The sequence below is a fragment of the Paraburkholderia sp. CI2 genome (assembly GCF_014201055.1).
Classification (GTDB): Bacteria; Pseudomonadota; Gammaproteobacteria; order Burkholderiales; family Burkholderiaceae; genus Paraburkholderia; species Paraburkholderia tuberum.
The window spans coordinates 1-23,443 of the sequence record NZ_JACHDL010000047.1 but is presented as its reverse complement, the minus strand read 5'-3'; the positions used below and the strand labels follow the sequence as shown (position 1 = coordinate 23,443).

Below are 23,443 nucleotides of genomic sequence, written 5' to 3'. Positions count from 1 at the left end.
CCTCACCTGGACGCGCGAGACCATCGATGCCGAACTCGCAGCACTGCTAAGCAGGTACGGCGCCGATTTTCAAATCAATTTTTCCTGAACACTTAATAGTCAGGCTGATGAACAATACGTCGACGGGCTGATACTGCTTGAGCTTTTCTTCCTCCTCGCGGAGTCGACATTCAGGCCAAACAGCCGTTGGTGGCTTTCTTCGAGTTTTTGCTCCTCTCCCCGCTCAGGAATCAACCTGGGGGCGGCGAAGTGAAATCGGCGCTACGCTCGCGCGCCGATCGCGCTCGGCGATTCCGAACGGCTAAAGCGACTCGAATCCTCGACTTTCTGGACATGCGCGACCCGGCGAATCGATAAAGTGCCTGCCGTCTGCCGTCACCGTCTGTCGTATCACGACAATTCTGTCATTTGCATTGCATTCCTGCCCGGACCGCCTATAACGCTGCATAAATAACTCTGTCCGTACTCATGGGAGACGGCCATGTTCGCAAGTGTGAGAGGCTTGCCGTTCCTTTTGCTAGTCCTTGTGCTCCTTTGCATTCCGCGCGTCCTCTACGCGCAGGTGGCGCGAATGGAAGTCATTCCATTCGAGTCGATGACGCTCACAGACGAGCAGTTTCTGGCCGGAAGCGAAGACGGCAAGCGCGTGACGATAGCCGGTGAATTGCGGCTGCCTCGACCCGGGACCGACAGGCTGCCCGCCGTCATACTGCTGCACCCGTCTGGGGGTATCGGCGGCCAGGTAGCGGACTGGGAGCAGTGGTTCCTGTCCTTGGGCGTCGCCACTTTCGTTGTCGACAGTTTCACGAGCCGAGGCATAGAAAACACAATCAATGACCAGAGTCAGCTTGGCAGACTCGCCCAGACAGAAGACGCGTATCGCGCGCTCAGCCTTATTTCCAAAAACCCTCATGTCGACGCGAGCCGCGTGATGCTAATGGGCTTTTCCCGTGGAGGGCAAGACACGCTCTACGCGAGCATGGTGCGCTTCCAGAAAGCGCATGCCGATGCGTCGACTCCAGGATTTGCAGCCTATGTTCCGCTTTACCCAGACTGCAGTGCCCGCTACCTCGATGACGACAACGTATCAAAGGCTCCCATTCGCATATTCCATGGAAGCGCAGACAACTATGACCCGGTCGCGCCTTGCAAGGCCTATGTGGAACGGCTGAAAGCCAAGGGGGCGGACGTAGAGCTGACCGAGTTTGCCGGGGTTAATCATATTTTCGATGCGCGCGCCTTCGCACATCCAACCTCCCTGCCGAAAGCGCAAACAGTGCGCAATTGTGCATGGGAAGAACGCAGTGCGGGACATTTGCTTAACGTCAAAAGCAACCTGCCGTTCTCATATGCGGACCCCTGTGTCGAACGGGGCGTGACAATCGGGTACGACGAGAGCGCGACGGAGCAAACGAAGAAGGCAATAGCCAACCTGGTTACCACTACGCTTAAGCCGACACCGACACGTGCCCCGTAATTCCGTTGAAACTGGCGGGAACAGCATTGCTTTGGGCTGTTACGTAAAACGCGCGGAGATTTGCTTTCTGCGCGAACGGGTCGCCACTATTCAGTTGCCGCTAACGAGATCTTCAAAAAATGGCCTTTCACTCGAGGCCACTTATCCACATCCCCCTTTGGAAAACTTTTGTAAAAACAGCCGAACACATTGTGGACGAAACCTTGATAAATGCGCCGCGTTAACCGGTCGGTTAAAACTTCTCCCTGGCTCCGTTAACCTGTCCGCCCGCGCTCCCAAGGGTTATCGATTCTGCAGCGCGTTGATCCGTAAACGAACTTCCACGTTATCCACAGCCGAACGCCCCACTTGTTAACTATTACTACGTATACATATATAAAGACTATAAAAACCGGAGAAGCACGCCGGAACACGCGCAACGTACACGCACATAACGACAGCAACATCGCAGGACGCAGAACCAGCGAGCACCAACGCAGCCACCCACACCTCACCCCAACGGCAAACAAATCTCCGTAACCAGCTCCGCAGCCGCAGTCTTCTTGGGACTGTTCAAATACTCCTCAAACACCGGCGCATCCGCCGCCTCCCTCCCAGACTGCACGAGCCAGGTCCCGTACAACCACTCATAAGCCGCTCGCATATCGCTATACGGCCCAACATGCCGCAGCACCGCATATTCCCCACCGCGTATACGCGTGGCAGAAACCGCCTCACCCATCCCAACAGCCGAAGCCACTTCAGCCATCACAGGCCCCGGCAACAACACACCCGCCTTCGACCGCAACGCCTTCTCCTCGACCACCCCCGGATCATCGAAGTAAACCCCGATCATCCGCATCTGCGCCTCCAGCAGATTATGTTTCGCAAGCCACCCCAACAAAGCATCAAAAGCCTTTCCGATCTGCATATAAGGTCCGACATGATCGACCGACAAAATCTCCATCGGCTCCATATAACGAATCATGACCTCACGAATCATCGTCATCTGATCGTCTCCTGAAAGCGCCGGCCGAAACCGGCCATGCGTGCCTTGCCTGCGATACTGCGCCGGCGGCACACCAAACACCGCGCGAAACGTCCGCGAAAAAGCCTGCAAACTGCTATACCCCGAACGCTCGGCAATCTGAGCAATCGGCATCGAACTACTCGCAAGAAAACCCGCTGCGCGATGCAACCGTAAACGCCGCACGGTCGTCGCGACCGTCTCGCCATACATCGCCTGATAAATCCGGTGCCAGTGATACGGTGACAAACAAGCAATCTCCGCAAGCCGTCCTATATCGAGCGGTTCGTCGAGGTGATCGTAGATATGGTCGAGCACGCGTGCGAGTCGCGTCTCGTATCGAGCCCGATGGTCTGATTCGTTCATGACTGGACCGCAGAAAATTGGCGCGAGAGGATGCGAACAAAGTATCACGTCAGCGAGTGTCGGCCGTTTACCAAATCCTGCGGATTTCAAGCGGTGCGCACAAAGGGGTTGAGCGCCTGTTGACCGCGCCCCGTGGACGCGAGCAGGAGCGCCAAACACAGCATCGGCAAACAGCCCCAATCTCCGCAACGTGACGCTGCCGCCGTTTGGCGCTATCGTGTAGTGCGCAGCACCAGCACCAGCACCAGCAGCAAGCAACCTGCAGCATGTAACCGCCGTTCCCATTCCTACCCGCGTTCGCGCGAGGCGATGGAGCCGCAAACATGAGCTACACCGAGTCGATCGGCAGTCGCACGTACCGCTTCGCCGACCTGAAGACCCTGCTCGCGAAAGCGAGCCCGCAACGCTCGGGCGACCAGCTCGCAAGCATCGCGGCAGCGAGCGAAGAAGAGCGGGTCGCCGCCAAAATGGCGCTCGCCGAGGTGCCGCTACGCACGTTCCTGAACGAACCGCTGATCCCCTACGAAACCGACGAAGTCACCCGCCTGATCATCGACGATCACTCGCCAGCAGCCTTCGCCGAAATCTCCCATCTGACGGTAGGCGACTTCCGCAATTGGCTACTCAGCACCACAACCGACACCGACGCACTCACCCGCATCACCGAGGGCCTAACACCAGAAATGGTCGCCGCCGTCTCAAAGCTGATGCGCAACCAGGACCTGATTACCGCCGCCCGTAAACGCCCGGTCATCACCCGCTTTCGCAACACGGTCGGTTTACCGGGCCGCATGTCCGTACGCCTGCAACCGAACCACCCAACCGACGACGTCAAAGGCATCGCCGCCTCGATGCTCGACGGCCTGATGTACGGCTGCGGCGACGCGCTGATCGGCATCAACCCCGCGAGCGACAACCTCGCCGCGATCACGAAGCTGCTGCAGATGATCGACGACTTCCGCCAGCGCTATCAGGTACCGACGCAGTCGTGCGTACTCACGCACGTGACGAGCACGATCGCCGCGATGGAAAAAGGCGCGCCGGTCGATCTCGTATTCCAGTCGATCGCCGGTACCGAAAAAGCGAACGCGAGCTTTGGCATTTCGCTCGCGCTGCTGCAGGAAGCGTACGAGGCGGGGCTGTCGCTCCAACGCGGCACCGTCGGCAGCAATCTGATGTACTTCGAAACGGGTCAGGGCAGCGCGTTGTCGGCGGATGCGCATTTCGGCGTTGACCAGCAGACCTGCGAGGCGCGCGCCTATGCGGTCGCGCGCAAGTTCAAGCCGTTTCTGGTGAACACGGTAGTCGGTTTCATCGGCCCCGAGTATTTGTACGATGGCAAGCAGATCACGCGCGCGGGTCTCGAGGATCACTTCTGCGGCAAGCTGCTCGGCGTGCCGATGGGTTGCGACATCTGCTACACGAACCACGCCGAAGCGGACCAGGACGACATGGACAATCTGCTGACGCTGCTCGGCGTAGCGGGCATCAATTTCATCATGGGCGTACCTGGCGCGGACGACGTCATGCTCAACTATCAGAGCACGTCCTTTCACGACGCGCTGTACGTGCGCGACGTGCTCGGTTTGCGCCGCGCGCCGGAATTCGAGGAATGGCTGGAGTCGATGCAGATCATCGACGCACGCGGCGCGTTGATCGGCGCATCGGCGCGGCAACCGCTGCTCGAGAGCGCGCGCGACTGGATGGGGATCGCATGAGCGAGAACGCCGCACTCGACAAGGACCCGTGGAGCGCACTGCGTCGGTTTACGCAGGCACGCATCGCGTTGGGCCGCGCGGGCAACAGCGTGCCGACCGCACCATTGCTCGCGTTCAATCTCGCGCATGCGCAGGCGCGCGACGCCGTGCACCATCCGCTCGACGTGGACCCGCTGCACGCACAGCTGCGCGCGCAAGGTTTCAACACGCTTGACGTGCATAGCGCCGCGCCGGATCGCGAGCATTATTTGAGGCGCCCTGATCTTGGGCGGCGTCTGTCGGAGGAGAGTCGCGCGACGCTTGCCCGACTGCCATCGCAATCAAGCGATGTACTGTTTGTGATCGGCGATGGTCTATCGGCGTTCGCCGCATCGAAGCAGGCTGTACCGTTGCTGCAAGCTATACATCCAAAGCTCGCGGGTTGGACCATCGGTCCCGTAGTGGTCGCGCGTCAGGCGCGCGTCGCACTCGGCGACGAGATCGGCGAATTGCTCGACGCGAAAATCGTCGTGATGCTGATCGGCGAGCGGCCGGGTTTGAGTTCACCGGATAGCCTCGGCATCTACGTCACGTACGCGCCAAAAACGGGGTGCAGCGACGCCCAGCGCAACTGCATTTCCAACGTGCGCCCGCAAGGCCTCGACTATCCGCAGGCCGCGCACAAGCTGCACTATCTGCTCACGCAGGCGAGGAAGCTGAGACTGACAGGGGTGGGCTTGAAAGACGACAGCGATGAGCTGCTAGCCAGCGCTCCGACGCATCCTGCCGTGAACGACGGTTCAGCGTAGGACGCAACGAGCGCAAACCTCACGCGCCCGTCACTTCCGCAACAACCTCAACCCATTGCCCACTACCAGCAAACTCGCACCGACATCTGCGAACACCGCCATCCACATCGTGCCGAAGCCCATCAACGTCAGCACGAAGAACACGCTCTTGATGCCAAGCGCGAGCGCGATGTTCTGCACCAGCACTCCGCACGTCGCCTTTGACAACCGGATAAACGCCGGAATCTTCCGCAGATCGTCGTCCATCAACGCGACGTCGGCGGTTTCGATCGCGGTGTCGGTACCCATCGCACCCATCGCGAAGCCGATGTCGGCGCGCGCGAGCGCGGGCGCATCGTTGATGCCGTCGCCGACCATGCCGACCGTCGCGCCATCGCTCGACCATTGCGTGACCGCGTCGAGCTTGTCCTCGGGCAACTGATCGCCGCGCGCTTCATCGACGCCGACCTGCTGCGCGATCGCCTCGGCGGTATGACGGTTGTCGCCGGTCAGCATCGTGGTGCCGACGCCGAGCCGCCGTAATTCGGCGACGGCGGCGCGGCTCGTTTCCTTCACCGTGTCAGCGACCGCAAACAGCGCGAGCACGCGCTGCGCATCGGCGAGCATCACGACGGTTTTGCCGTGCTGTTCGAGCGCATCGAGACGCGCTTCGAGTTGCGGCGAGCAGCGTCCCAGTTCCTCGACCAGGCGATGATTGCCGAGCCAGTACCCGATACCGTCGATATCGCCGCGCACGCCGCGTCCAGCGATCGCCTGGAACGCATCGACGTGCAGGTGTTCGACGCCGTCGTCATTGGCGGCAGCAGCGATCGCCATCGAAACAGGGTGGTCGGAGCGGCCCGCGAGGCTTGCCGCAAGCGTACGGTATCGGAACGTTTCACCCGCGTCACCAACCACCTCAAACTCCGTCTGCACTGGCTTCCCGTGCGTAATCGTCCCGGTCTTATCGAGTGCCAGCCGGGTCAGCTTGCGACCCTGTTCGAGATAAACGCCACCCTTGATCAGAATCCCCTTGCGCGCCGCGGCCGCGAGCCCGCTGACGATCGTCACCGGCGTCGAAATCACGAGCGCGCACGGACACGCGATCACGAGCAGCACCAGCGCCTTGTACACCCACGCGTGCCACGCTCCGTCGAACACGAGTGGTGGGACCAGAGCGACGGCGAGCGCAATCGCGAACACGATCGGCGTATAAACGCGCGCGAATTCATCGACGAAGCGCTGCGTCGGCGCCTTCGTGCCCTGCGCCTCCTCGACCGCGTGGATGATCCGCGCGAGCGTCGTGTTGCCCGCGGTCGCCGTCACTTGATAGTCGAACGAGCCCGCCTGGTTGATCGTGCCGGCGAATACGGCGTCGCCGATCGCCTTGTCGACGGGCAGGCTCTCGCCGGTGATCGGCGCCTGATCGAGGCTCGAGCGGCCCGCGACGATTTCGCCATCGAGCGCGATCCGCTCGCCCGGCTTCACGCGCACGAGCGTCCCGGGCACGATCGCGTCGACGCGGACGGGCTGCCACGCTCCATCGGGCTGCTGCACGCTGGCCTGTTCGGGCGTGAGCCGCATGAGCCCTTCGATCGCGTTGCGCGCGCGGTCGAGCGAGCGCACCTCGATCAGTTCGGCGATCGTGAAGAGCACCATCACCATTGCGGCTTCGGGCCACTGGCCGAGCAGCGCCGCGCCGGTCACGGCGATGCTCATCAGCGCGTTGATGTTCAAGTTGCCGTTGCGCAGCGCAACCCAGCCCTTGCGATATGTCGTGAGGCCACAGGAGGCAATCGCGACGACCGCCATACCCGCCACCACCCAGGCCGGCGCGCCGAGCCAGCTAGCGGCTTCTGAGGCTCCCGCGACGATGCCGGCGAGAATCAGGGGCCACCACGGCTTGCGCATTGCGTCAGTGGCTGCCTGGGGCACCGCGTTGGCGTTCCCACCCTTTCCGGCGTCGCTTGCCAGTCCGGGCGTGAAGTCGAGCGAGCGCAGGGCGGCGAGGACCGACTCGAGCGCCTCCGGCGCGTGGACGACAGTCAGCACGCGCTGCATCAGGTTGAAGTCCACGCTACGCACGGCCGGCATACGGCCGAGTTTCTTGCGGATCAGCGCTTCCTCGGTCGGGCAGTCCATCTGCAGGATGCGGATTGCGGTGCGAAGGTCGTCGCCGACGGCTTCGGACGGAGGCAGGCGCAGCGACGCAGGCGCAAAAGCGCTAGCGGCGCAGCAAGCGACAGCAGCGTGATCATGGGCGTGGCCGTGATCATGACCGTCCTGACGATCGTGCCCTTCATGTCGATCACCGCCGCCCACGTCGGCGCCACATGCATGTTCACCGCCATGCGAATGCCCACGTCCCTCACCCGTGCCCCTGCCGTGAGCATGGTTGCGCCGCGCATCAACGTCGCCGCAACCCCCGTGTGTACAGGCTTCCTCCCGTTCCGGACGATCGGTGGCAATACGGCAGGTGTCAGGCATTGGTGGCTTCCTCGTGCGATTTGTGGTCTAGTAAACACCCTGAAGCCACTACAAGGTCAAGGCCGCGTGGAGGAAGGGTCCATGAAAATCGGCGAACTGGCGAAAATCGCCCATTGCACGACGGAAACCATCCGTTTCTACGAGAAAGAGCGCCTGCTGCCCGAGGCCGAGCGCACCGAAGCCAATTACCGCAGTTACACGGCAAAGCATGTCGAGCGCCTGCGCTTCATTCGCAATTGCCGCGCGCTCGACATGACTCACGACGAAATCCGCGCATTGCTGCGTCTGACCGACGCGCCGGCGAACGGCTGCGGCGGCATGCATACGCTGGTCGACGAGCACATCGCGCACATCGACACGCGTATCGAAGAACTGCAGCAGCTGAAGGCGCAACTGACGACGCTGCGCGACCAATGCCACGGCGAGCATCCGGTCGAAGACTGCGGCATCGTGCACGGCCTGACCGACATGGATGTGGCCGTGCCGCGTCCGCGGCATACGCATCTCGGCTGACGCCATGCTTGCCGTCGAGCGCTATCGCGTCACGACGCAGCGCCGGCGCGGCAACCCCATACACGGCGAGGCCGCATGTGCGACCTTGCCGATCGATCATCGAATCCAGTTGGAGAATCAACGTGTTCACCTGTAGAAATCAGTCCTGCGGCGCGCAGTGGGAGCAATCCGACGTCGTCATCAAGAACGAAGGCCAGGGGCTGCTGTTCCGCTGCCCGCTGTGCGGCGCGCGCAATTACGTCGAGCGTTTCGACGGCGACAACGGCGCGGTGCTGTACGAGCAGTTGCCGGGCCGCCCCGATCAGGGCCCGATGGCTGAGTAATCGCGATTCCTACAGACGATCCTATGAACAGTCCCACCCCCGCCGGCGCCGCATTCAGCGAGCTGCCGCTACCGCCCGCCACGCTCGCGAACCTGACGCAGCTCGGCTACGTCGAGATGACGCCGATCCAGGCCGCGAGCCTGCCGATCGCGCTCGCCGGTCAAGATCTGATCGCGCAGGCGAAAACCGGCAGCGGCAAGACCGCGGCGTTTTCGCTGGCGCTGCTCGCGCGCCTCGATGCACGCAAATTCGGCACGCAGGCAATGGTGCTGTGCCCGACGCGCGAACTCGCCGATCAGGTCACGCAGGAAATCCGCCGTCTCGCGCGCGCGGAAGAAAACATCAAGGTGCTGACCTTGTGCGGCGGCACGCCGATGCGTCCGCAGACGGCGAGCCTCGAACATGGCGCGCACGTCGTGGTCGGCACGCCGGGCCGCATCATGGATCACCTCGAACGCGGCAGCCTCGATCTGCAATCGCTGAACACGCTCGTGCTCGACGAAGCCGACCGCATGCTCGACATGGGTTTCTTCGACGACATCGCGAAGGTCGTAAGGCAATGCCCGAAAGAGCGCCAAACGCTGCTGTTTTCAGCGACGTACCCCGAGGGCATCGCGAAGCTGAGCCAGCAATTCCTGCGAAACCCGAAGGAAGTCAAACTTGCCGAGCGGCACGACGACAGCAAGATCCGTCAGCGCTTCTACGAAGTGACCGAAGACGAGCGTCTGCACGCGGTCGGTCTGCTGTTGAATCACTATCGTCCGGTCAGCACGATCGCGTTCTGCAACACGAAGCAGCAGTGCCGTGATCTGCTCGACGTGCTGCGCGCGCAGGGCTTCCATGCGCTTGCGCTGCACGGCGAACTCGATCAGCGCGAGCGCGATCAGGTGCTGATCCAGTTCGCGAACCGCAGCTGCTCGGTGCTCGTCGCGACCGACGTTGCCGCGCGCGGCCTCGACATCGCGCAACTCGAAGCGGTGATCAACGTCGACGTGACGCCGGACCCGGAAGTGCACACGCATCGCATCGGCCGCACGGGCCGCGCCGATCAGGAAGGCTGGGCGCTGAGTCTCGCGAGCATGGACGAGATGGGGCGCGTCGGTGGGATCGAGCAGGCGCACAAGCGCGACGTCGAATGGCACAAGCTGGCCGAGCTGAAGGCGGCCAGCAACGACCCGCTGCTGCCGCCGATGGAAACGCTGCAGATCCTCGGCGGCCGCAAGGACAAGATCCGTCCCGGCGACGTGCTCGGCGCGCTGACCGGCGACGCCGGCTTCGCGGGCTCGCAGATCGGCAAGATCAACGTGACCGACATGTCGACCTATGTCGCGGTGGAGCGCAGCATCGCGCGCGAGGCGGTGCGCCGGCTCAGCGCGGGCAAGCTGAAGGGGCGCAAGGTCAAGGTTCGTTTGATGGACGAAGCATGATTCACCCGAAGCTCCGGCTTTCATTGAAAGTCCAATAACTCGAAAACGGCCGCGTCAGCGGCCGTTTTCGCAACCGGGCCGCTCAGCATCACATTCCTTCATACCTACGCAGTTACCCGCGTTCCCCGAAATCCGCACCGCGTCCCCGCAAACCATGAACCCGCCGGCTTAGGTCTGCGTCGAGCGGCTTCGCGCGAGCCATGAAGAAAACGCATGCCGCGCATGACAAAGTTTCGATTGTGAGCGTTCTTTGGCTGATGCCTAATCACCCCACCGGAAGGAACGCCCCGCCGCCGCCATTCGCGCGGCCGCCGGCGGGTGTAGAAAGGGAGAAAGTCTTATGCAGAGCGCCATGCAAGCCCGCTCGAAACTGCCGGACGTCGGCACCACCATTTTTACCGTGATCGGCCAACTGGCCGCGCAACACGATGCGTTGAACCTGTCGCAGGGCGCGCCGAATTTCGCGCCGGACCCGAAGCTCGTCGACGGCGTCGCGCAGGCGATGCGCGCCGGCCACAACCAGTACGCGCCGATGGCCGGCATCGGCGCGCTGCGCGAAGCGCTCGCCGACAAGGTCGAAACGCTGTACGGCGTGCGCTACGACCCCGCCAGCGAGGTGACCGTGCTCGCGAGCGCGAGCGAAGGTCTTTATTCGACGATCAGCGCGCTCGTGCATCCGGGCGACGAAGTGATCTACTTCGAGCCGTCGTTCGACAGCTACGGCCCGATCGTGCGCCTGCAGGGCGCGAAGCCGGTCGCGATCAAGCTGTCGCTCGATCACTTCCGCGTGAACTGGGATGAAGTCGCCGCCGCGATCACGCCGAAGACGCGCATGATCATCGTCAACACACCGCACAATCCGACCGCGACGATTTTTAGCGACGCCGATATCGAGCGGCTGAAGGCGCTCACACGCAACACCGACATCGTGATTCTGTCCGACGAGGTCTACGAACACGTCGTGTTCGACGGCGCGAAGCATCAGAGCATGGCGCGCCATCAGGAACTCGCCGAGCGCAGCGTGATCGTGTCGTCGTTCGGCAAGTCGTACCACGTGACCGGCTGGCGCGTCGGCTACTGCCTCGCGCCCGCCGCGCTGATGGACGAGATCCGCAAGGTCCATCAGTTCATGGTGTTCTCCGCCGATACGCCGATGCAACACGCGTTCGTCGACGCGCTCGCCAATCGCGACAGCTACCTCGGCCTGTCCGACTTCTATCAGAAGAAACGCGATCTGCTCGCGCATGCGCTGCGCGAATCGCGCTTCGAGCTGTTGCCGAGCGAAGGCAGTTTCTTTATGCTCGCCCGGTTCCGCGGCTTCTCCGATGAAAGCGACAGCGATTTCGTGCTGCGCCTGATCCGCGATGCGCGCGTCGCGACGATTCCGTTGTCGGCGTTCTACACCGACGGCACGGATTCGGGGCTGATTCGCCTGAGTTTCTCGAAGGACGACGCGACGCTGCTCGAAGGCGCGCGGCGTTTGTGTGAAATCTGAGCGCGCGAGAGCACACTCGAAGTATCGAAGTCATCAAGGTATTCGAAGAATGAAGGGAGATGTTATGAAGTTGCTCAAGTGCTTGGTGGCGCTGGCCTGTGCCGGCGCGTCGCTCGCAACATCGTCGGCCGCAAGCGCCGCCGATACCGCGACGCTGCGTTTCGGCCTCGAAGCGCAGTACCCGCCGTTCGAGTCGAAAGGACCGAACGGCGAACTGCAAGGGCTCGATATCGACGTGGGCAACGCGGTCTGCGCGGCCGCGCACATGAAGTGCAAGTGGGTCGAAACCTCGTTCGACGGCCTGATTCCGGCGCTGCAAGGCCGCAAGTTCGACGCGATCAATTCAGCGATGAACGCGACCGAGCAGCGCCGCCAGGCGATCGATTTCACGACCGTCGTCTATCGCGTGCCGTCGCAGCTAATCGCGCGCAGCGACAGCGGTTTGCAGCCGACGCCTGAGTCGCTGAAGGGCAAGCGCATCGGCGTACTGCAAGGCTCGATTCAGGAGACCTTCGCTAAGGTGCATTGGGAACCGGCCGGCGTGATCGTGCTGCCGTATCAGGATCAGAACCAGGTCTATGCCGATCTGACGGCTGGCCGTCTCGACGGCACGCTTGTGCTCGCGCCGGCCGGACAAACGGGCTTTCTGTCGAAGCCCGAAGGTAAGGGCTACGCGTTCGTCGGTCAGCCTGTGCGTGACGACAAGATTCTCGGCAGCGGCATCGCATACGGCATTCGCAAGGGTGATACCGCGCTGCGCGATCAGTTGAACGCCGCGATCGCGAAGGTGCAAGCCGACGGCACGGTGAAGACGCTCGCCGCGAAATATCTCGGCAATATCGACGTCAGCGCGAAGTAATCGCGTCGCGTTCGGGCGGCGGCGCCGTTTGCGAGCGGCGCCGCGCGTTCGCTTGTTGGCCATGCGTTTGACGGCTACGATACGTAGGCTTCGCGAAGTCGGAGACAACGGCGAAGTCGGCGGATCAACCGGAGAGCGCGCATGAGCGAGACGATCGAAGCGACAAGCGCTGCGAACACCGCACGCGCAAAAGGCGCAGACGCGCCGCGCTTCTGGCGCAGCGCGGCGCTGCCGTTCATCGAGGCGCGTTCCATCGACGATGGCCGCAAGGTCTGCTACGCCAAACATTCGCACGAAACGTTTTCGATCGGCGCGGTGACGGAAGGCCGCAGCGTGTATCTGAACCGCCACGCGCGGGAATGGGTCGGCGCGGGCGCCGTCGTGATGATGAACCCCGACGATGTGCACGCGTGCAACCCGGTTGCCGGCGAGCGGTGGTCGTATCGGATGCTGCACGTCGACGTTGCGTGGTTCACGAAACTGCAGCACGAGCTGGGCTTCAACGAGAACCATGCGTTCCGCGCGTTTTCGCAGATCATGACGCTCGACGCCGCGCTGTTCGACGGCCTGAACCGGCTGTGTGCGATTCTCGCCGGTAACGACGACGACATCGACACGCTGCGCAAGGAAAGCGCGGCCATCACCTTCTTCTCCAGGGTGCAGCAAACGCTCAATCCGGCGAGCCTGCCCGAGCGTGCCGTGAGCGGCCAACTCGCGCGCGCCGCGGAGTACATCGCCGAAAACTGCACGCGCGCGCTGAAACTCGACGATATGTGCGAAGCCGCCGGGCTGTCCGCGTCGCACCTGATACGCGCGTTCAAGCTGCGCTACGGCATGACGCCCCACGCGTATCTGATCAACCGACGCGTCCAGTACAGTCGCGCGCAACTGCGGCGCGGGGCACTGATCGCCGATGTCGCGCTCGATGCCGGCTTCGCCGATCAGGCGCATTTGCAGCGCACCTTCAAGCGGCTGGTGGCGGCGACGCCGGGCCAATATCGCAGCGGAGCGTGACGCGGCATGAAGCCGCCTCAGGAAGCAGGCGCGGCTCGCGTCACTCCACGAGCAGATACATCGCACTGAGCGCGAGCAGCGCCGCCATCACGCGATTGAACACCCGGACCCGCTTCGCTTCACGCAGATGCCTGCGCAAAAACGTGCCGGCATACGCCCAGCTCGCGATCGATAGATAGCAGATCACGAAGTACAGCGCCGTAAATCGCCAGACGAGCCCGCCGTCGCCGCCTGCCGCATACGCGCCCATGCCGGCCAGCGACGCGAGCCACGCCTTCGGATTGAGCCATTGCATGGCCGCGCCGTGCGCGAACGACGGCCCGCGCGCCGGCTTGTCCGCGCCGAGCTGGCCGTTGTCGATGGCGAGCTTGTAGGCCATGTAGAGCAGAAAGCCCACGCCCGCCCATTTGACGATCTCGATCAGATTGGGAAAGCGCGCGAGCAATTCGTGCAGGCCGAGGCCGATCAACAGAAGCAGCAACGTGAAACCGACCGTCGCGCCAGTGACGTGCCGCAGACTCGCGGCGAGCCCGTGCTGCGCGCCGGCGCTCAGCGCGACGACGTTGACCGGGCCGGGAGAAATGGAACTGGCGAGCGCGAACGCGGCCATCGAGAGTAATGCGGTCATCGGATGCCTCGAAACGTGAGTGTGCGAATGGATTGCGACGCTCAACGGTAACGAGGCGGCGAGGGCATGTATTGAAGGAAATTGCCCAATCGATAAGAAGGTAAAACCGCTGCAGCTTCAACGGTTCACAAAAACATTAGGCGATGACGCGATAATTCGATAACAAACACGCGTTTGAATTTAAAAAAGAAATATGCGCAAACGTTACCGAGGAAAAACAATTTTTGAATTATCAGGTAAATTCTATTTATCGAAACTTATGATATGCCCCTATGCAGCGGGCGATTATTCGGCCCGATAAACAGTCCGAAGCCTCGAAAATGCGTGATTCCACTTGCGTATGGATTCGCTATCTGCTGGGTGCTCTGTCCCAACAAACCGGAAGCGTAGTGAGCACTTCGACAAACTGAGTCCCGCCGTTGGAAACGCAGAGCACATGATCCACAAAAGAAAGGCCCGGTTTCGCGTCCTGATCGCACGGGCGCGCAGATGGCGGATGCCACGCGATGGCGTCATCTACGCGGGATGCGGCGTGGTGCTCGCAATGCTCGCGCTGTGTGGCTACGCGCTGTATCAGAGCCGCGAGGATGCGATTGCGCGCGCACTCGATTCGACGCGCGATGTCGCGACGATCACCGAGCGCGACATCGCGCGCAATTTCGAGCTGTACGCGCTGTCGCTGCAGGCCGTCGCCGATGGCCTCGGGCGTCCGGGCGTGCTCGGTTCGCCGCGTTTGCGGCGCGAGATCCTGTTCGATCGCGCGGCGACCGGGCAATACGTCGGCGCGATGGTGGTGATCGACGCACTGGGCAACGTCGTGATCGATTCGGATAGCGACGTGCCGCGCGGGGGAAACCTCTCGGACCGTCCGTACTTCAGGATTCATCGTGAAGATCCGGATCTCGGGCTCGATGTCAGCGCGCCGTACAACTCGAGACTCAGACCCGGTTCGCGTAGCATCGCGCTGAGCCGGCGACTGTCCCGGCCTGACGGATCGTTTGCGGGAATCGTCGCGCTCGGTATCGATCAGGAGTATTTCACGAGCCTGTTCGCGGATCTGCGGATCGGGCAGCATGGCTCGGTGTCGATCGTCAGAACGGACGGCACGATCATCGTGCGACGGCCCGACGATCGACACGCGACGGGCAGCGATATCAGCAAGACGGCGTTCTTCCAGCACCTGCTCGCGAAAGACGAGGGCAGCTTTATCGCGTCTTCGCCGCTCGACGGCGCCGAGCGGCTTTACTCGTTCAGACGGATTCCGCAATTGCCGCTGATCGTGCTGGTCGCCGAGGCGACCGACGATATCTATGCGGGCTGGTGGGGGCGCGCGCTGACGATCGGTTCGCTGATGCTGATCTTCGGGATCGGCGTGATCGTGTTGGCGGCGTGGCTCGGCGCCGAGTTGCGACGGCGACAGCGGGTGGAGCACGAGCTCGAACGGCTTGCCGGCACGGACGGACTCACCGGCCTGCCCAATCGCCGCGCGCTGTGCGAAACGCTCGAGCGCGAATGGCTGCGCGCGCGCCGCACGGGCAGCGTGTTATCGCTGCTGTTCGTCGATATCGATCACTTCAAAGCCTATAACGATACCTACGGTCACCAGGCCGGCGACGTCGCGCTGACCGCGGTCGCGCGCTGCATCCGCAGGGTGATCCAGCGGCCGGGCGATTGCGTCGGTCGATACGGCGGCGAGGAATTCGTCGTGGTGCTGCCGGATACCGACGCCGCCGGTGCCGGGGTGGTCGGCGAGAACATCCGCGTGGCGATCGGCGAGTTGGGCATCGCGCACCTGGGCTGCGAGTTCGGTCGCGTGACGGTCAGCATCGGCGCGACCACGTCGCGGTCGCATCGGGTGACGGATGTCAGCGTCGTCGTTCGGGCTGCCGATGAGGCGTTGTATACGGCGAAGGCCGGTGGCAGGAATAGGGTTGCGCAAATGGGAGTTGGGTGACCGGCCGCTCCTGATTTTTCTGCGCCGGAAATGAAGAAGGGTTGCGACGCTTTCGCGTGCAACCCTTTCTGATTTCCGCGACGTGCTACCTCGCGCCGGTTGTCGATGCCTGGATTAGAACGAGCCAGCGATAACGCGCACCAGCCCACTGCGCAGCGGCGGCGCTGCTTCAGCGAACTCGAGATTCACCTTGTTGGCGACGCTCAAGATGCGGGTCTGATACGTACGATAGTTCGTATCTTCGCTGTAGGTCACGGTTGTGCCGCCACTGTTGCCTTGGTCCAGGTTGTGTGCGGAGTTTTCGTGGCTCGCTACGCCACTGTGCTGGCGCTCCTTGATTTGCACGTCGGTAATGGCGGTGTAGTACACGTCTTTAACTGCAGCGTTGGCGACCAGTTCAATCAGGCCGCCCGCGAGGGCCGCGCCAGCGATCGGCGCGGCATGCGTGCTACCAAACGATGCCGCGGCGGCCGCGCCAAGAAAGGCACCGCCAAGAGGGGCGCCATATCCGCCGAATGCTTCCTGGGCCGCCGACGGAGCGACCTTGCCTACCTGCAGGATGTTTGCCTGAAGAATATATTGCGCATGGTCGGGGTCTCCGACGATGCGGTATCCCTTGCCCGAGACGGCCGCTTTCACGTCAGCCGCGATATCGAAATCAGGCTTGTCGGAGGTATTGCGGATCTGCACGAAAACAGTCTTTTTCGAATCGGCGACCGGGTCGAGGAAGATCGTGTCCGACATCTTTGTCTGGACATCGAGGTCGTGCTTGCTGATCGCAACCTGGGTCGCCGCACACCCGGTCAGCAAGCTGGTGGTGCCGGCCGTAGCCAGAAGAACTGCTGTAAGTGCAAGTTTGTTCAATTTCATAACTTCCCCTGTGTTTCTGCAGCAGATCACTACGGTCCCCTGCTGCACGCAGGCCAATCATTTGAATTAATTTCTTCGCAGATACCCGTTCTTGCATTCTTGTGAGGAAAGGAAGGCATGTGGAGGTCGGCTGCTGGCTTGGGAATCTTTAGGGTTAGAAGCGAAATTATGCTAACTGGGTAATGGCATGGCCATTACGCGGGAGCGGGTGTTGGGCGTATGGTGATAGGGTCGCCAGCTTGCGCAATCTCGCAGTAGTTTGCGAATGGGCGTGGCGCAGCCGGGTTGTCCCATTTGCCTGCACAGGCGACAGAACGCAAAAAGCCCGATCGCGGTGACCGGGCTTTTTGCTTGAATCTGGTGGTGGGGCGTGAGTGACTCGAACACTCGACCTACGGATTAAAAGGGTACGAGTCGGCGTAAATTTCTTTTAAAATCAATATCCTGCCCCGCTCGCCTAGATTGACCATCGCGCCAGATAGCCCTGAATCAGAGGGCCTCTGTGCAGCGTAGCTACGTTGGCGCTACGTTGTCTTTGGACGGATACTTAAACGCTTATTCGCCCCAGATCGGTGACGCGCACTGTTGCGTCGTCACCGATGAGGTCCTCATCTTTCCACCGACCTGTGTAGTCGCGTTTTAAGACGCGGCATCCTCCGAGCGGATTGTGCGTCGATTAATCTGAGATATTAGAGACTGTATAAGATTCAGATACTTGTCAGATGTCTGGGCATTCTTTCTGAAATAAAAAGCTTTTGGATCGGCTACCCGTACTGAGCGATTGATCATTGCCTCTCCTTCCTTAAGGAGCCTAAGCGAATCTTTACGGTAAGGTTCGCGTCTTGCGTGATGATACCTTGCGATCGATTTTCTCAATAAACACAGAGACTCGTCTTTTCCGTTATCGAATGCTTTATCAATAGCCTTATCTCCGTCAGATAGTCTATCGAGCTTGTAGTCAATTAAACCTAGTGTTAGCCACGCGTCGCCGCTTTGCGGGTCTAGCTCTGTAGCCTTAATGGCGTGCTCATGCGCAGCCTCGGGGCGATTTAACGTCCGTAAAAGGAAAGACGCATATCGTTCATGTAACGAAGCATTCAACGGTTCGTCAAGCAACGCCAAGTCGAAATTTTCGATGGCTGATTTATAATCGCGCTTCATTCCTGCGATCTTCGCCGCCTTGGCGAATTCATTGCGATAGCCGTCGGCAACTCGATCTTGCCTATATTGCATCTCGATTTTGTGTCGATCCGTCTCTAATTTGTCAACCTTGAATGCGATATTATCTAAGCGTTCTACGACGGCGTCAGAGGCGCGATGTTTCTTTTGCCTGAAAAATTCCTTTGCTAGGTCGACGATTTCTAAATCGTAAGTGTCGCCATGATCAATCACGCTGGCAAAGTAGGTTTCATTAAGGCTCTCCTGAAACTCCGTATGTTGAACTCCGATCGCTGTACATGCGTCTCCGATGCACCTGCCATTAATAGGGCTAGCCAATGAGACGAGAACCATAAACACCTCGCGTACCAGTTCATTCATTCTCGCCCAAGCATCTTCATACAAAAACTCCAACAACTGATCGTTCGTTTTCTTCAGGATCTGATCAAGCCCATCCTGAAGGCCACTGGAGGAGCGAGAAATGTAGCGGACTAGAGTATCAATGAGCAGAGGTTTGTACATCAACTGCTTACAGGCTGCGCGCAGCCGAGCTTCGCCAGCCTGAATAACGGCTTGCGCCTTATACTCTTTGCCTGAACGTTGAATGAGAAGAAGCGCTTCGTCGTCTGACAATGAGCTAACGACTACTGGGGTGGCGTTAAGCAGTTCACGTCGCCGTGATGTTATTACCACACGTCCGAGTTTTTTGCCTACCGTGGTCAAAAATTCGCCAAGCTCCTCCGCGTCGAGTTGAGAGGTAGCTAAGGTTTCGGTGTTGTCGATGATTAATAAAATATCATGCCGGGTAAAGCCCTGCCTAACGAATTCACCTTGAATCTTATCGATAAGCGCATTCCCACTTACTTTATACCATTCCTTCCCCAAAACAGGGAAAAATAGATATAAAAGCTCGCGAACGCCGTCCTCCATGGCATCCGAGATGCCCTTGAAATGAATAATTCCGTCATCTGTCCATCGGGTTTTCTTGGCCGTATAGAAACAAACAACTGATGGTAGTGTGGTGGAGTCTTCTAGTTTTCCTTCGATTAAGTTATTGAAGAACTCTAACGATAGAGTTGTTTTGCCAAATCCTCCATCGCCGTATACCAAGCACATGCGAGAATCGGCAAAATCATCGATCCATTTTTTTAATTTATCGAGTTCTTTTTTACGCCCCACGAAAGTATTGGTTTGTCTAACGGGGATATTGTGAAAGATGGAGGTGGGTTTGCCGTTTATTGTTAACTCGGCTAATTTAAATTTTTCTGCGTAGGGGTCGTCGGTCGCGAAGATGTTGGTGTTATCAAGGTCGGCCGTAAATTCTTTGGCGTCAGTCCACGACAGTAACTGGCCATGGATTTTCCAAAGCCCTTTTCGAGAAACAACCTTTGCGATGACGACGGCATGACCTGAGACGACAAGAGGCGTCGAGATCCGCAACGGGTTTCCAGATATATCCAACGCCAACGTGCCATCTTTCTCGATTTTTGGCAAATCGGCCGAAAATGCAGTCAGCAAGGACTGGATCAGATCGTTGAGTCGATTAGCCCAGAAAGTGGCGGTTTTTTCATCCACAACGCCGTGCGCCGGCTTTTTGTTCCGAAATTCAACCCATTCAATCAATTGATTGACGATGGGTTGATTAGAGTAAATGCTTTTTTCGAACCAACCCAACATGTATGTCTTGGCCACGTTACTCCTTACGATCGGAATAAGTGCGTCGAGTGCTTCGAGTGGAAGTCCATCCACAGGTTGAGCGAAGCGATCGAGTAAACCTTTGATGATGCCGCCGTCATCCTTGGCCGGAGTCATGCGAAGGGCAATCTCAAATGCTGAGAGTGCAAGGGTCTGCAATAGCGATCGCATTACCGACGATAGGTAGCTGAGCTTCTGCGAATCAGACTCCCCAAGGCCTGCTTCATGAAGTTGCGCGGAATAGATTTTGTGCATATTGGTCTCCGATGAGATCACACACTTTATCTCACGACACATGGGCTGCCAACCATGTATGAGCCCGACCTAAAATATCGAGCTGCTTCCCACTGTGGGCTGCTGTTCGATGGTTTGGCTAGGGACAAGAAGGAGTTTTTCAGAACAATCTGGGGATCTTCGTCAAAAGCATTTGGGGTGTGTTTGAGCGACTCTAATCGACTCGTGCGCTAGGCATTAATCGATTTGAAACGGTTGGCTACACTCAGAAACTTCGAAGGATCTGCGCAAAGTGTTAGCGGAACGAATGGTAGGGGCTATGTATAGCTTACAGCTCGTTCCTGCTTGAGGGCATGACCTGGGCGGACGAGCGAAATTTCGCGGCGACATTCGCGGGCACAAGGGGCAGGTGTGTTTTCAGGATTCGAGACTTGCCCGTGCCGCTCGTCCGTCCGTGTCTTAAGATAACCTACGTTGCGATGGCGCGTAGTGAAGCAAGCAACCGAATAATCCGAGGCGACGGGGATCGGTAAATCGCATTTACCGATGACAAGAAAGATGCTGCCGCTGCTATCGACCGGGAGAGTACGATCACTGTCGCTGAACGTTACTTGCTGTTGGCGACGGTGGCTGCCGGACGGGATGTCTTGAGAATGCGAAGAAAAGGCAGGGAATCAAATGACTGAGCGGAAGTACAGATTCGAGGCACCACGCAACTCTCGCCAACATTTGGAGGCGCTTTATGAGGAGCTTTCCTTTTCTGAGCGAGAGTACAACAATAGCCGACCGACCGAAACGTTGAAGGACCACGTTGCGGAACTCCTGCACGAAGCTCGAGTCGCTAAACGACAGAGAAAGGATGAAAAGGAAGCAGAGGAAAGGGACAAGTCGTGGGCAGTGAGCGCGTTGGCAGTATTGGCCGCCATACTTATGTTTGTCGGAATGAGTCGCCAAGGATCATGGCTTGATGACTACCTTTTCGTCATCAGGCTTTGGGCGATTGGGTTCGCGGCCGTCTTCGTGGGCGTATCTATCGAACGCAGTTCGTTCTTCACGCGGTTATGGGCGTACGGTTTTACGAAGCTTACGGCATCGATTGCGGTGTCTGCTTTGGTCGTATTCAGCACGGGCAAGGCCTCCTCGCTGATCAATGGAGTCTTTCCGGTGGATGCTTCGGCATTGCCCTTCACAAGGGCGATCGTGGCCGGACTGTTAGCCTTCGAGTACGCGTATCCGCTTCTACTGGTCGTTGCTGTGTTCGCAGCAATACATGCACTTGTCCTCTTCGGATGGGTAAAGCTGAAACTGTCAGGCGAGGGGAAATATAACGAGCCGCCCATTCAGTCGGTAGCGTTTCTCTTGCTATCGGCGGTAGTGCTGATGTCGTACGCGAAGTGGGTGAACAGGGACTTCTCAAATGAGGCGTGGCCGGCCAAGATATATCGACTTGCACACTCGCTCGACTTCGATGTGAAGTACGAATGTACGAATATCCCCAAAGGATTCTCGGTGGTTTTTCTTGGACCGGATCATGCTCACGTGTTGCTTGATCAGAATAACCCTCAGAGCGAAGATATAGAGTCGTTTGTCGATGCTGGGGCTAGTGAGCAGACTGATATCCCGCAGCGGTTCCGCGTTCTTTTGTGCGAGGCGGAGACTCGGCTTCCCGACGGCGAAAAGGGAACAGGTATGAGCGGAATTTCTCCGGCTGACGACGCGGCTCAGTAGCGTTAGTGACCGGCGCGTCAGTCATGTTGGAGCTCGGTGGGGGCGCGGTATTGCATTCAGTCTTGCTGTAGTGTCGGGATAAGCAGATGCTGCATGACAGATTGCGGGGCATTGCTGCTATGCGGACGTATTTGCACACAAGAAGAGGGGGAGAGCAATGGCGCTGGGGCGAGTCGAGCGCATCCTGATTCTGGCGAAGACCTACCCTTCGCCAAGCGCGCAGTACGTCGAAACCTCCTGCGTCGCGGGCATCGCTCAGAGCGGCGCAATGCGGCGCCTGTTTCCGGTGCCATTCCGAATGATCGAGGACGGGCAGCAGTTCAGGAAGTGGCAGTGGATTGACGTGCGCGTCGAAAAGGCTGCAAAGGATCACCGGCCCGAGAGCCACAAGGTCTATGTTGACACGATCAACTGCGGCAATGTGATCGAGCCCAAGAAAGAGTGGTCGTCACGGTGGGAGTGGTTAGACAAGATACCTGCGTTTGGCAGCTTCGATGCCATCGACGCGGCGAGGCTTGGAGATGGATTGTCGCTCGCACTCCTGCGTCCGAAGCGATTACTTGGCCTCGACATAATCAAGGCCCGCAACGCAGATTGGACGGATGACGAGCGGGAGAAGCTGCTGCAGGAACAGATGCAGGGCAATCTCTTTTCTGAGGCGGAAGAGCGCAAACAGGTGAAGCAGCTTCGCAAGGTGCCGTTCGACTTCTACTACCGATACGTCTGTGATACGCCGGACGGCGAGGAGGAACATAAGCACAAGATCGTTGACTGGGAGGCGGGAGCGCTCTTCTGGAAATGCCGCGAAAGCTACCGTAGTGAGTGGGAGAAGCCGTTCCGCGCCAAGCTGGAGAAGGATCTGGGTAGCAAGGACCTCATGTTCCTGATGGGTAACCAGCATCGGTTTCAGGACCAGTGGCTGATCATCAGTCTGATCTACCCGCCTAAGCGCAAGCCAGCTGACGACCGGCAAGGCGCGCTGTTTTAGTGTTCGCGCTGGAGATGTGTTCGACGTCAGCGCCGCAGTGCTCCCGCACTGCATTGGCGACCATTGAGCGGTGGCAAAAATTGAAGTCAGCCTCGTAGCAGAGCAAGACGCAGTTCGACGAATTCACCAAATCGGATAGGTCTGCGATAGCCGCCTTCTGTGTCTTCAGGTACTTGCGGAAACCGTCGGTGTAGCGCTTCCAGTTGCCATCTTCCCGGTAGCGGTCGCGTACGGGCTTCGGGCAGCCGAGGTCCGCCATGTGGACATATTCGATGCCTGAGAGATTCAGCGCGCTGGCCAGCGCCTTCTTTGAAAAGCCGGGCTTGCGGGATAGGGGCAGCTCGCGGATATCCACGACGGTCTCAATGTCATGCTCGCCGAGCGATGACATAAAAGTGTCGATGTCCAGTCCTTCGTAGCCAATGGTGAAAACAGTCATCGATATGCTCCGTCCAGAGGCGGTACAGTGAGAATACCGTTCTCTGGCGAGATCCGGTATTCGTGGTGCCGGCCCGCTGAAGGGCGGCCTCGCGCCCGACAATCGAAGGCGACGTCACTGTTCCGCGCGTCGCCCGGCGATATGGATCTATGTTGAATGATGCAGACCCAAAACGCCTACACCACGCCTACACGGATTCCAGAAAGCAAATCTATGGTCAGCCTGACTTTTGCAAGCGAGGTGGTGTTGACGTAAATTGGGCTTGCGCAAATCTATCCGGGGTCGTTGTGGGAACAG

18 protein-coding genes are annotated in these 23,443 nt (G+C 59.5%); 12 read left to right on the top strand and 6 right to left on the bottom strand.

What is annotated here, in order from left to right:
• The first annotated feature begins 571 nt into the window (after positions 1-571).
• Positions 572-1,477, top strand: coding sequence for a dienelactone hydrolase family protein (locus HDG32_RS35130; protein ID WP_260336714.1), 906 nt, complete (start codon positions 572-574; stop codon positions 1,475-1,477).
• A gap of 490 nt (positions 1,478-1,967) precedes the next feature.
• On the opposite strand, the gene HDG32_RS35125 is transcribed toward HDG32_RS35130, so the two are convergent.
• Positions 1,968-2,849 carry a GyrI-like domain-containing protein gene (locus HDG32_RS35125; protein WP_184074356.1) on the bottom strand — a complete coding sequence of 294 codons (882 nt, stop codon included), beginning with the start codon at positions 2,847-2,849 and terminating at the stop codon, positions 1,968-1,970.
• 323 nt (positions 2,850-3,172) lie between these two features.
• On the opposite strand from HDG32_RS35125, the gene HDG32_RS35120 reads away from it, so the two are divergent.
• The gene (locus tag HDG32_RS35120; protein ID WP_184074354.1) at positions 3,173-4,567 is read left to right on the top strand and encodes an ethanolamine ammonia-lyase subunit EutB; all 1,395 of its coding nucleotides are present in this window, start codon (positions 3,173-3,175) and stop codon (positions 4,565-4,567) included.
• Positions 4,564-5,355 (top strand): ethanolamine ammonia-lyase subunit EutC, encoded by a 792-nt coding sequence (gene eutC / locus HDG32_RS35115; RefSeq protein ID WP_184074352.1) that lies wholly within the window; start codon positions 4,564-4,566, stop codon positions 5,353-5,355. Before HDG32_RS35120 ends, eutC begins: the two co-directional genes overlap by 4 nt.
• Before the next feature lie 30 nt (positions 5,356-5,385).
• Here eutC and HDG32_RS35110 read toward each other — a convergent pair whose 3' ends face one another.
• Positions 5,386-7,821 (bottom strand): heavy metal translocating P-type ATPase, encoded by a 2,436-nt coding sequence (locus HDG32_RS35110; RefSeq protein WP_184074350.1) that lies wholly within the window; start codon positions 7,819-7,821, stop codon positions 5,386-5,388.
• 81 nt (positions 7,822-7,902) lie between these two features.
• Here HDG32_RS35110 and cadR point away from each other — a divergent pair, with 81 nt between their 5' ends.
• From cadR to HDG32_RS35080, 6 genes are all read left to right on the top strand, one after another.
• Entirely contained in the window at positions 7,903-8,334 is a 432-nt protein-coding gene (cadR, locus tag HDG32_RS35105; RefSeq protein WP_184074348.1) for a Cd(II)/Pb(II)-responsive transcriptional regulator, read from the top strand.
• 122 nt (positions 8,335-8,456) lie between these two features.
• Positions 8,457-8,657 (top strand): hypothetical protein, encoded by a 201-nt coding sequence (locus tag HDG32_RS36920; RefSeq protein WP_090802271.1) that lies wholly within the window; start codon positions 8,457-8,459, stop codon positions 8,655-8,657.
• A gap of 23 nt (positions 8,658-8,680) precedes the next feature.
• Positions 8,681-10,084: an ATP-dependent RNA helicase DbpA gene (gene dbpA / locus HDG32_RS35095; protein WP_184074346.1), complete on the top strand. Its 1,404-nt coding sequence runs from the start codon at positions 8,681-8,683 to the stop codon at positions 10,082-10,084.
• Between the two features lie 340 nt (positions 10,085-10,424).
• The gene (locus HDG32_RS35090; RefSeq protein ID WP_184074344.1) at positions 10,425-11,579 is read left to right on the top strand and encodes a pyridoxal phosphate-dependent aminotransferase; all 1,155 of its coding nucleotides are present in this window, start codon (positions 10,425-10,427) and stop codon (positions 11,577-11,579) included.
• A gap of 64 nt (positions 11,580-11,643) precedes the next feature.
• Entirely contained in the window at positions 11,644-12,438 is a 795-nt protein-coding gene (locus HDG32_RS35085; RefSeq protein ID WP_184074342.1) for an ABC transporter substrate-binding protein, read from the top strand.
• Positions 12,439-12,579: 141 nt separating this feature from the next.
• Entirely contained in the window at positions 12,580-13,452 is an 873-nt protein-coding gene (locus HDG32_RS35080; protein ID WP_184074340.1) for an AraC family transcriptional regulator, read from the top strand.
• A gap of 40 nt (positions 13,453-13,492) precedes the next feature.
• On the opposite strand, the gene HDG32_RS35075 is transcribed toward HDG32_RS35080, so the two are convergent.
• Entirely contained in the window at positions 13,493-14,080 is a 588-nt protein-coding gene (locus HDG32_RS35075; protein WP_184074338.1) for a LysE family translocator, read from the bottom strand.
• 496 nt (positions 14,081-14,576) lie between these two features.
• On the opposite strand from HDG32_RS35075, the gene HDG32_RS35070 reads away from it, so the two are divergent.
• The gene (locus HDG32_RS35070; protein ID WP_260336713.1) at positions 14,577-16,034 is read left to right on the top strand and encodes a sensor domain-containing diguanylate cyclase; all 1,458 of its coding nucleotides are present in this window, start codon (positions 14,577-14,579) and stop codon (positions 16,032-16,034) included.
• Between the two features lie 114 nt (positions 16,035-16,148).
• Here HDG32_RS35070 and HDG32_RS35065 read toward each other — a convergent pair whose 3' ends face one another.
• Entirely contained in the window at positions 16,149-16,904 is a 756-nt protein-coding gene (locus HDG32_RS35065) for a complement resistance protein TraT (RefSeq protein ID WP_184074334.1), read from the bottom strand.
• A 639-nt stretch (positions 16,905-17,543) separates the two neighbouring features.
• Complete coding sequence (locus tag HDG32_RS35060; RefSeq protein WP_184074332.1) at positions 17,544-20,012, bottom strand: ATP-binding protein; 2,469 nt, start codon at positions 20,010-20,012, stop codon at positions 17,544-17,546.
• 657 nt (positions 20,013-20,669) lie between these two features.
• On the opposite strand from HDG32_RS35060, the gene HDG32_RS35055 reads away from it, so the two are divergent.
• Complete coding sequence (locus tag HDG32_RS35055; RefSeq protein WP_184074330.1) at positions 20,670-21,719, top strand: hypothetical protein; 1,050 nt, start codon at positions 20,670-20,672, stop codon at positions 21,717-21,719.
• A gap of 157 nt (positions 21,720-21,876) precedes the next feature.
• Positions 21,877-22,707 carry a hypothetical protein gene (locus HDG32_RS35050; RefSeq protein ID WP_184074328.1) on the top strand — a complete coding sequence of 277 codons (831 nt, stop codon included), beginning with the start codon at positions 21,877-21,879 and terminating at the stop codon, positions 22,705-22,707.
• On the opposite strand, the gene HDG32_RS35045 is transcribed toward HDG32_RS35050, so the two are convergent.
• The gene (locus HDG32_RS35045) at positions 22,664-23,146 is read right to left on the bottom strand and encodes a DUF488 family protein (protein WP_184074326.1); all 483 of its coding nucleotides are present in this window, start codon (positions 23,144-23,146) and stop codon (positions 22,664-22,666) included. The two genes, HDG32_RS35050 and HDG32_RS35045, sit on opposite strands and share 44 nt — an antisense overlap.
• Positions 23,147-23,443 lie beyond the last annotated feature (297 nt).

Bases quoted from the DNA above. Each gene is read 5' to 3' on its own strand.
- HDG32_RS35055 (WP_184074330.1), top strand. From the start codon at position 20,670: ATGACTGAGCGGAAGTACAGATTCGAGGCACCACGCAACTCTCGCCAA.
- eutC (WP_184074352.1), top strand. From the start codon at position 4,564: ATGAGCGAGAACGCCGCACTCGACAAGGACCCGTGGAGCGCACTGCGT.
- HDG32_RS35060 (WP_184074332.1), bottom strand. From the start codon at position 20,012: ATGCACAAAATCTATTCCGCGCAACTTCATGAAGCAGGCCTTGGGGAG.
- dbpA (WP_184074346.1), top strand. From the start codon at position 8,681: ATGAACAGTCCCACCCCCGCCGGCGCCGCATTCAGCGAGCTGCCGCTA.
- HDG32_RS35085 (WP_184074342.1), top strand. From the start codon at position 11,644: ATGAAGTTGCTCAAGTGCTTGGTGGCGCTGGCCTGTGCCGGCGCGTCG.
- HDG32_RS35065 (WP_184074334.1), bottom strand. From the start codon at position 16,904: ATGAAATTGAACAAACTTGCACTTACAGCAGTTCTTCTGGCTACGGCC.
- HDG32_RS35110 (WP_184074350.1), bottom strand. From the start codon at position 7,821: ATGCCTGACACCTGCCGTATTGCCACCGATCGTCCGGAACGGGAGGAA.
- HDG32_RS35125 (WP_184074356.1), bottom strand. From the start codon at position 2,849: ATGAACGAATCAGACCATCGGGCTCGATACGAGACGCGACTCGCACGC.
- HDG32_RS35070 (WP_260336713.1), top strand. From the start codon at position 14,577: ATGCCACGCGATGGCGTCATCTACGCGGGATGCGGCGTGGTGCTCGCA.
- HDG32_RS35075 (WP_184074338.1), bottom strand. From the start codon at position 14,080: ATGACCGCATTACTCTCGATGGCCGCGTTCGCGCTCGCCAGTTCCATT.
- cadR (WP_184074348.1), top strand. From the start codon at position 7,903: ATGAAAATCGGCGAACTGGCGAAAATCGCCCATTGCACGACGGAAACC.
- HDG32_RS35130 (WP_260336714.1), top strand. From the start codon at position 572: ATGGAAGTCATTCCATTCGAGTCGATGACGCTCACAGACGAGCAGTTT.
- HDG32_RS35080 (WP_184074340.1), top strand. From the start codon at position 12,580: ATGAGCGAGACGATCGAAGCGACAAGCGCTGCGAACACCGCACGCGCA.
- HDG32_RS35120 (WP_184074354.1), top strand. From the start codon at position 3,173: ATGAGCTACACCGAGTCGATCGGCAGTCGCACGTACCGCTTCGCCGAC.
- HDG32_RS35090 (WP_184074344.1), top strand. From the start codon at position 10,425: ATGCAGAGCGCCATGCAAGCCCGCTCGAAACTGCCGGACGTCGGCACC.
- HDG32_RS35050 (WP_184074328.1), top strand. From the start codon at position 21,877: ATGGCGCTGGGGCGAGTCGAGCGCATCCTGATTCTGGCGAAGACCTAC.
- HDG32_RS35045 (WP_184074326.1), bottom strand. From the start codon at position 23,146: ATGACTGTTTTCACCATTGGCTACGAAGGACTGGACATCGACACTTTT.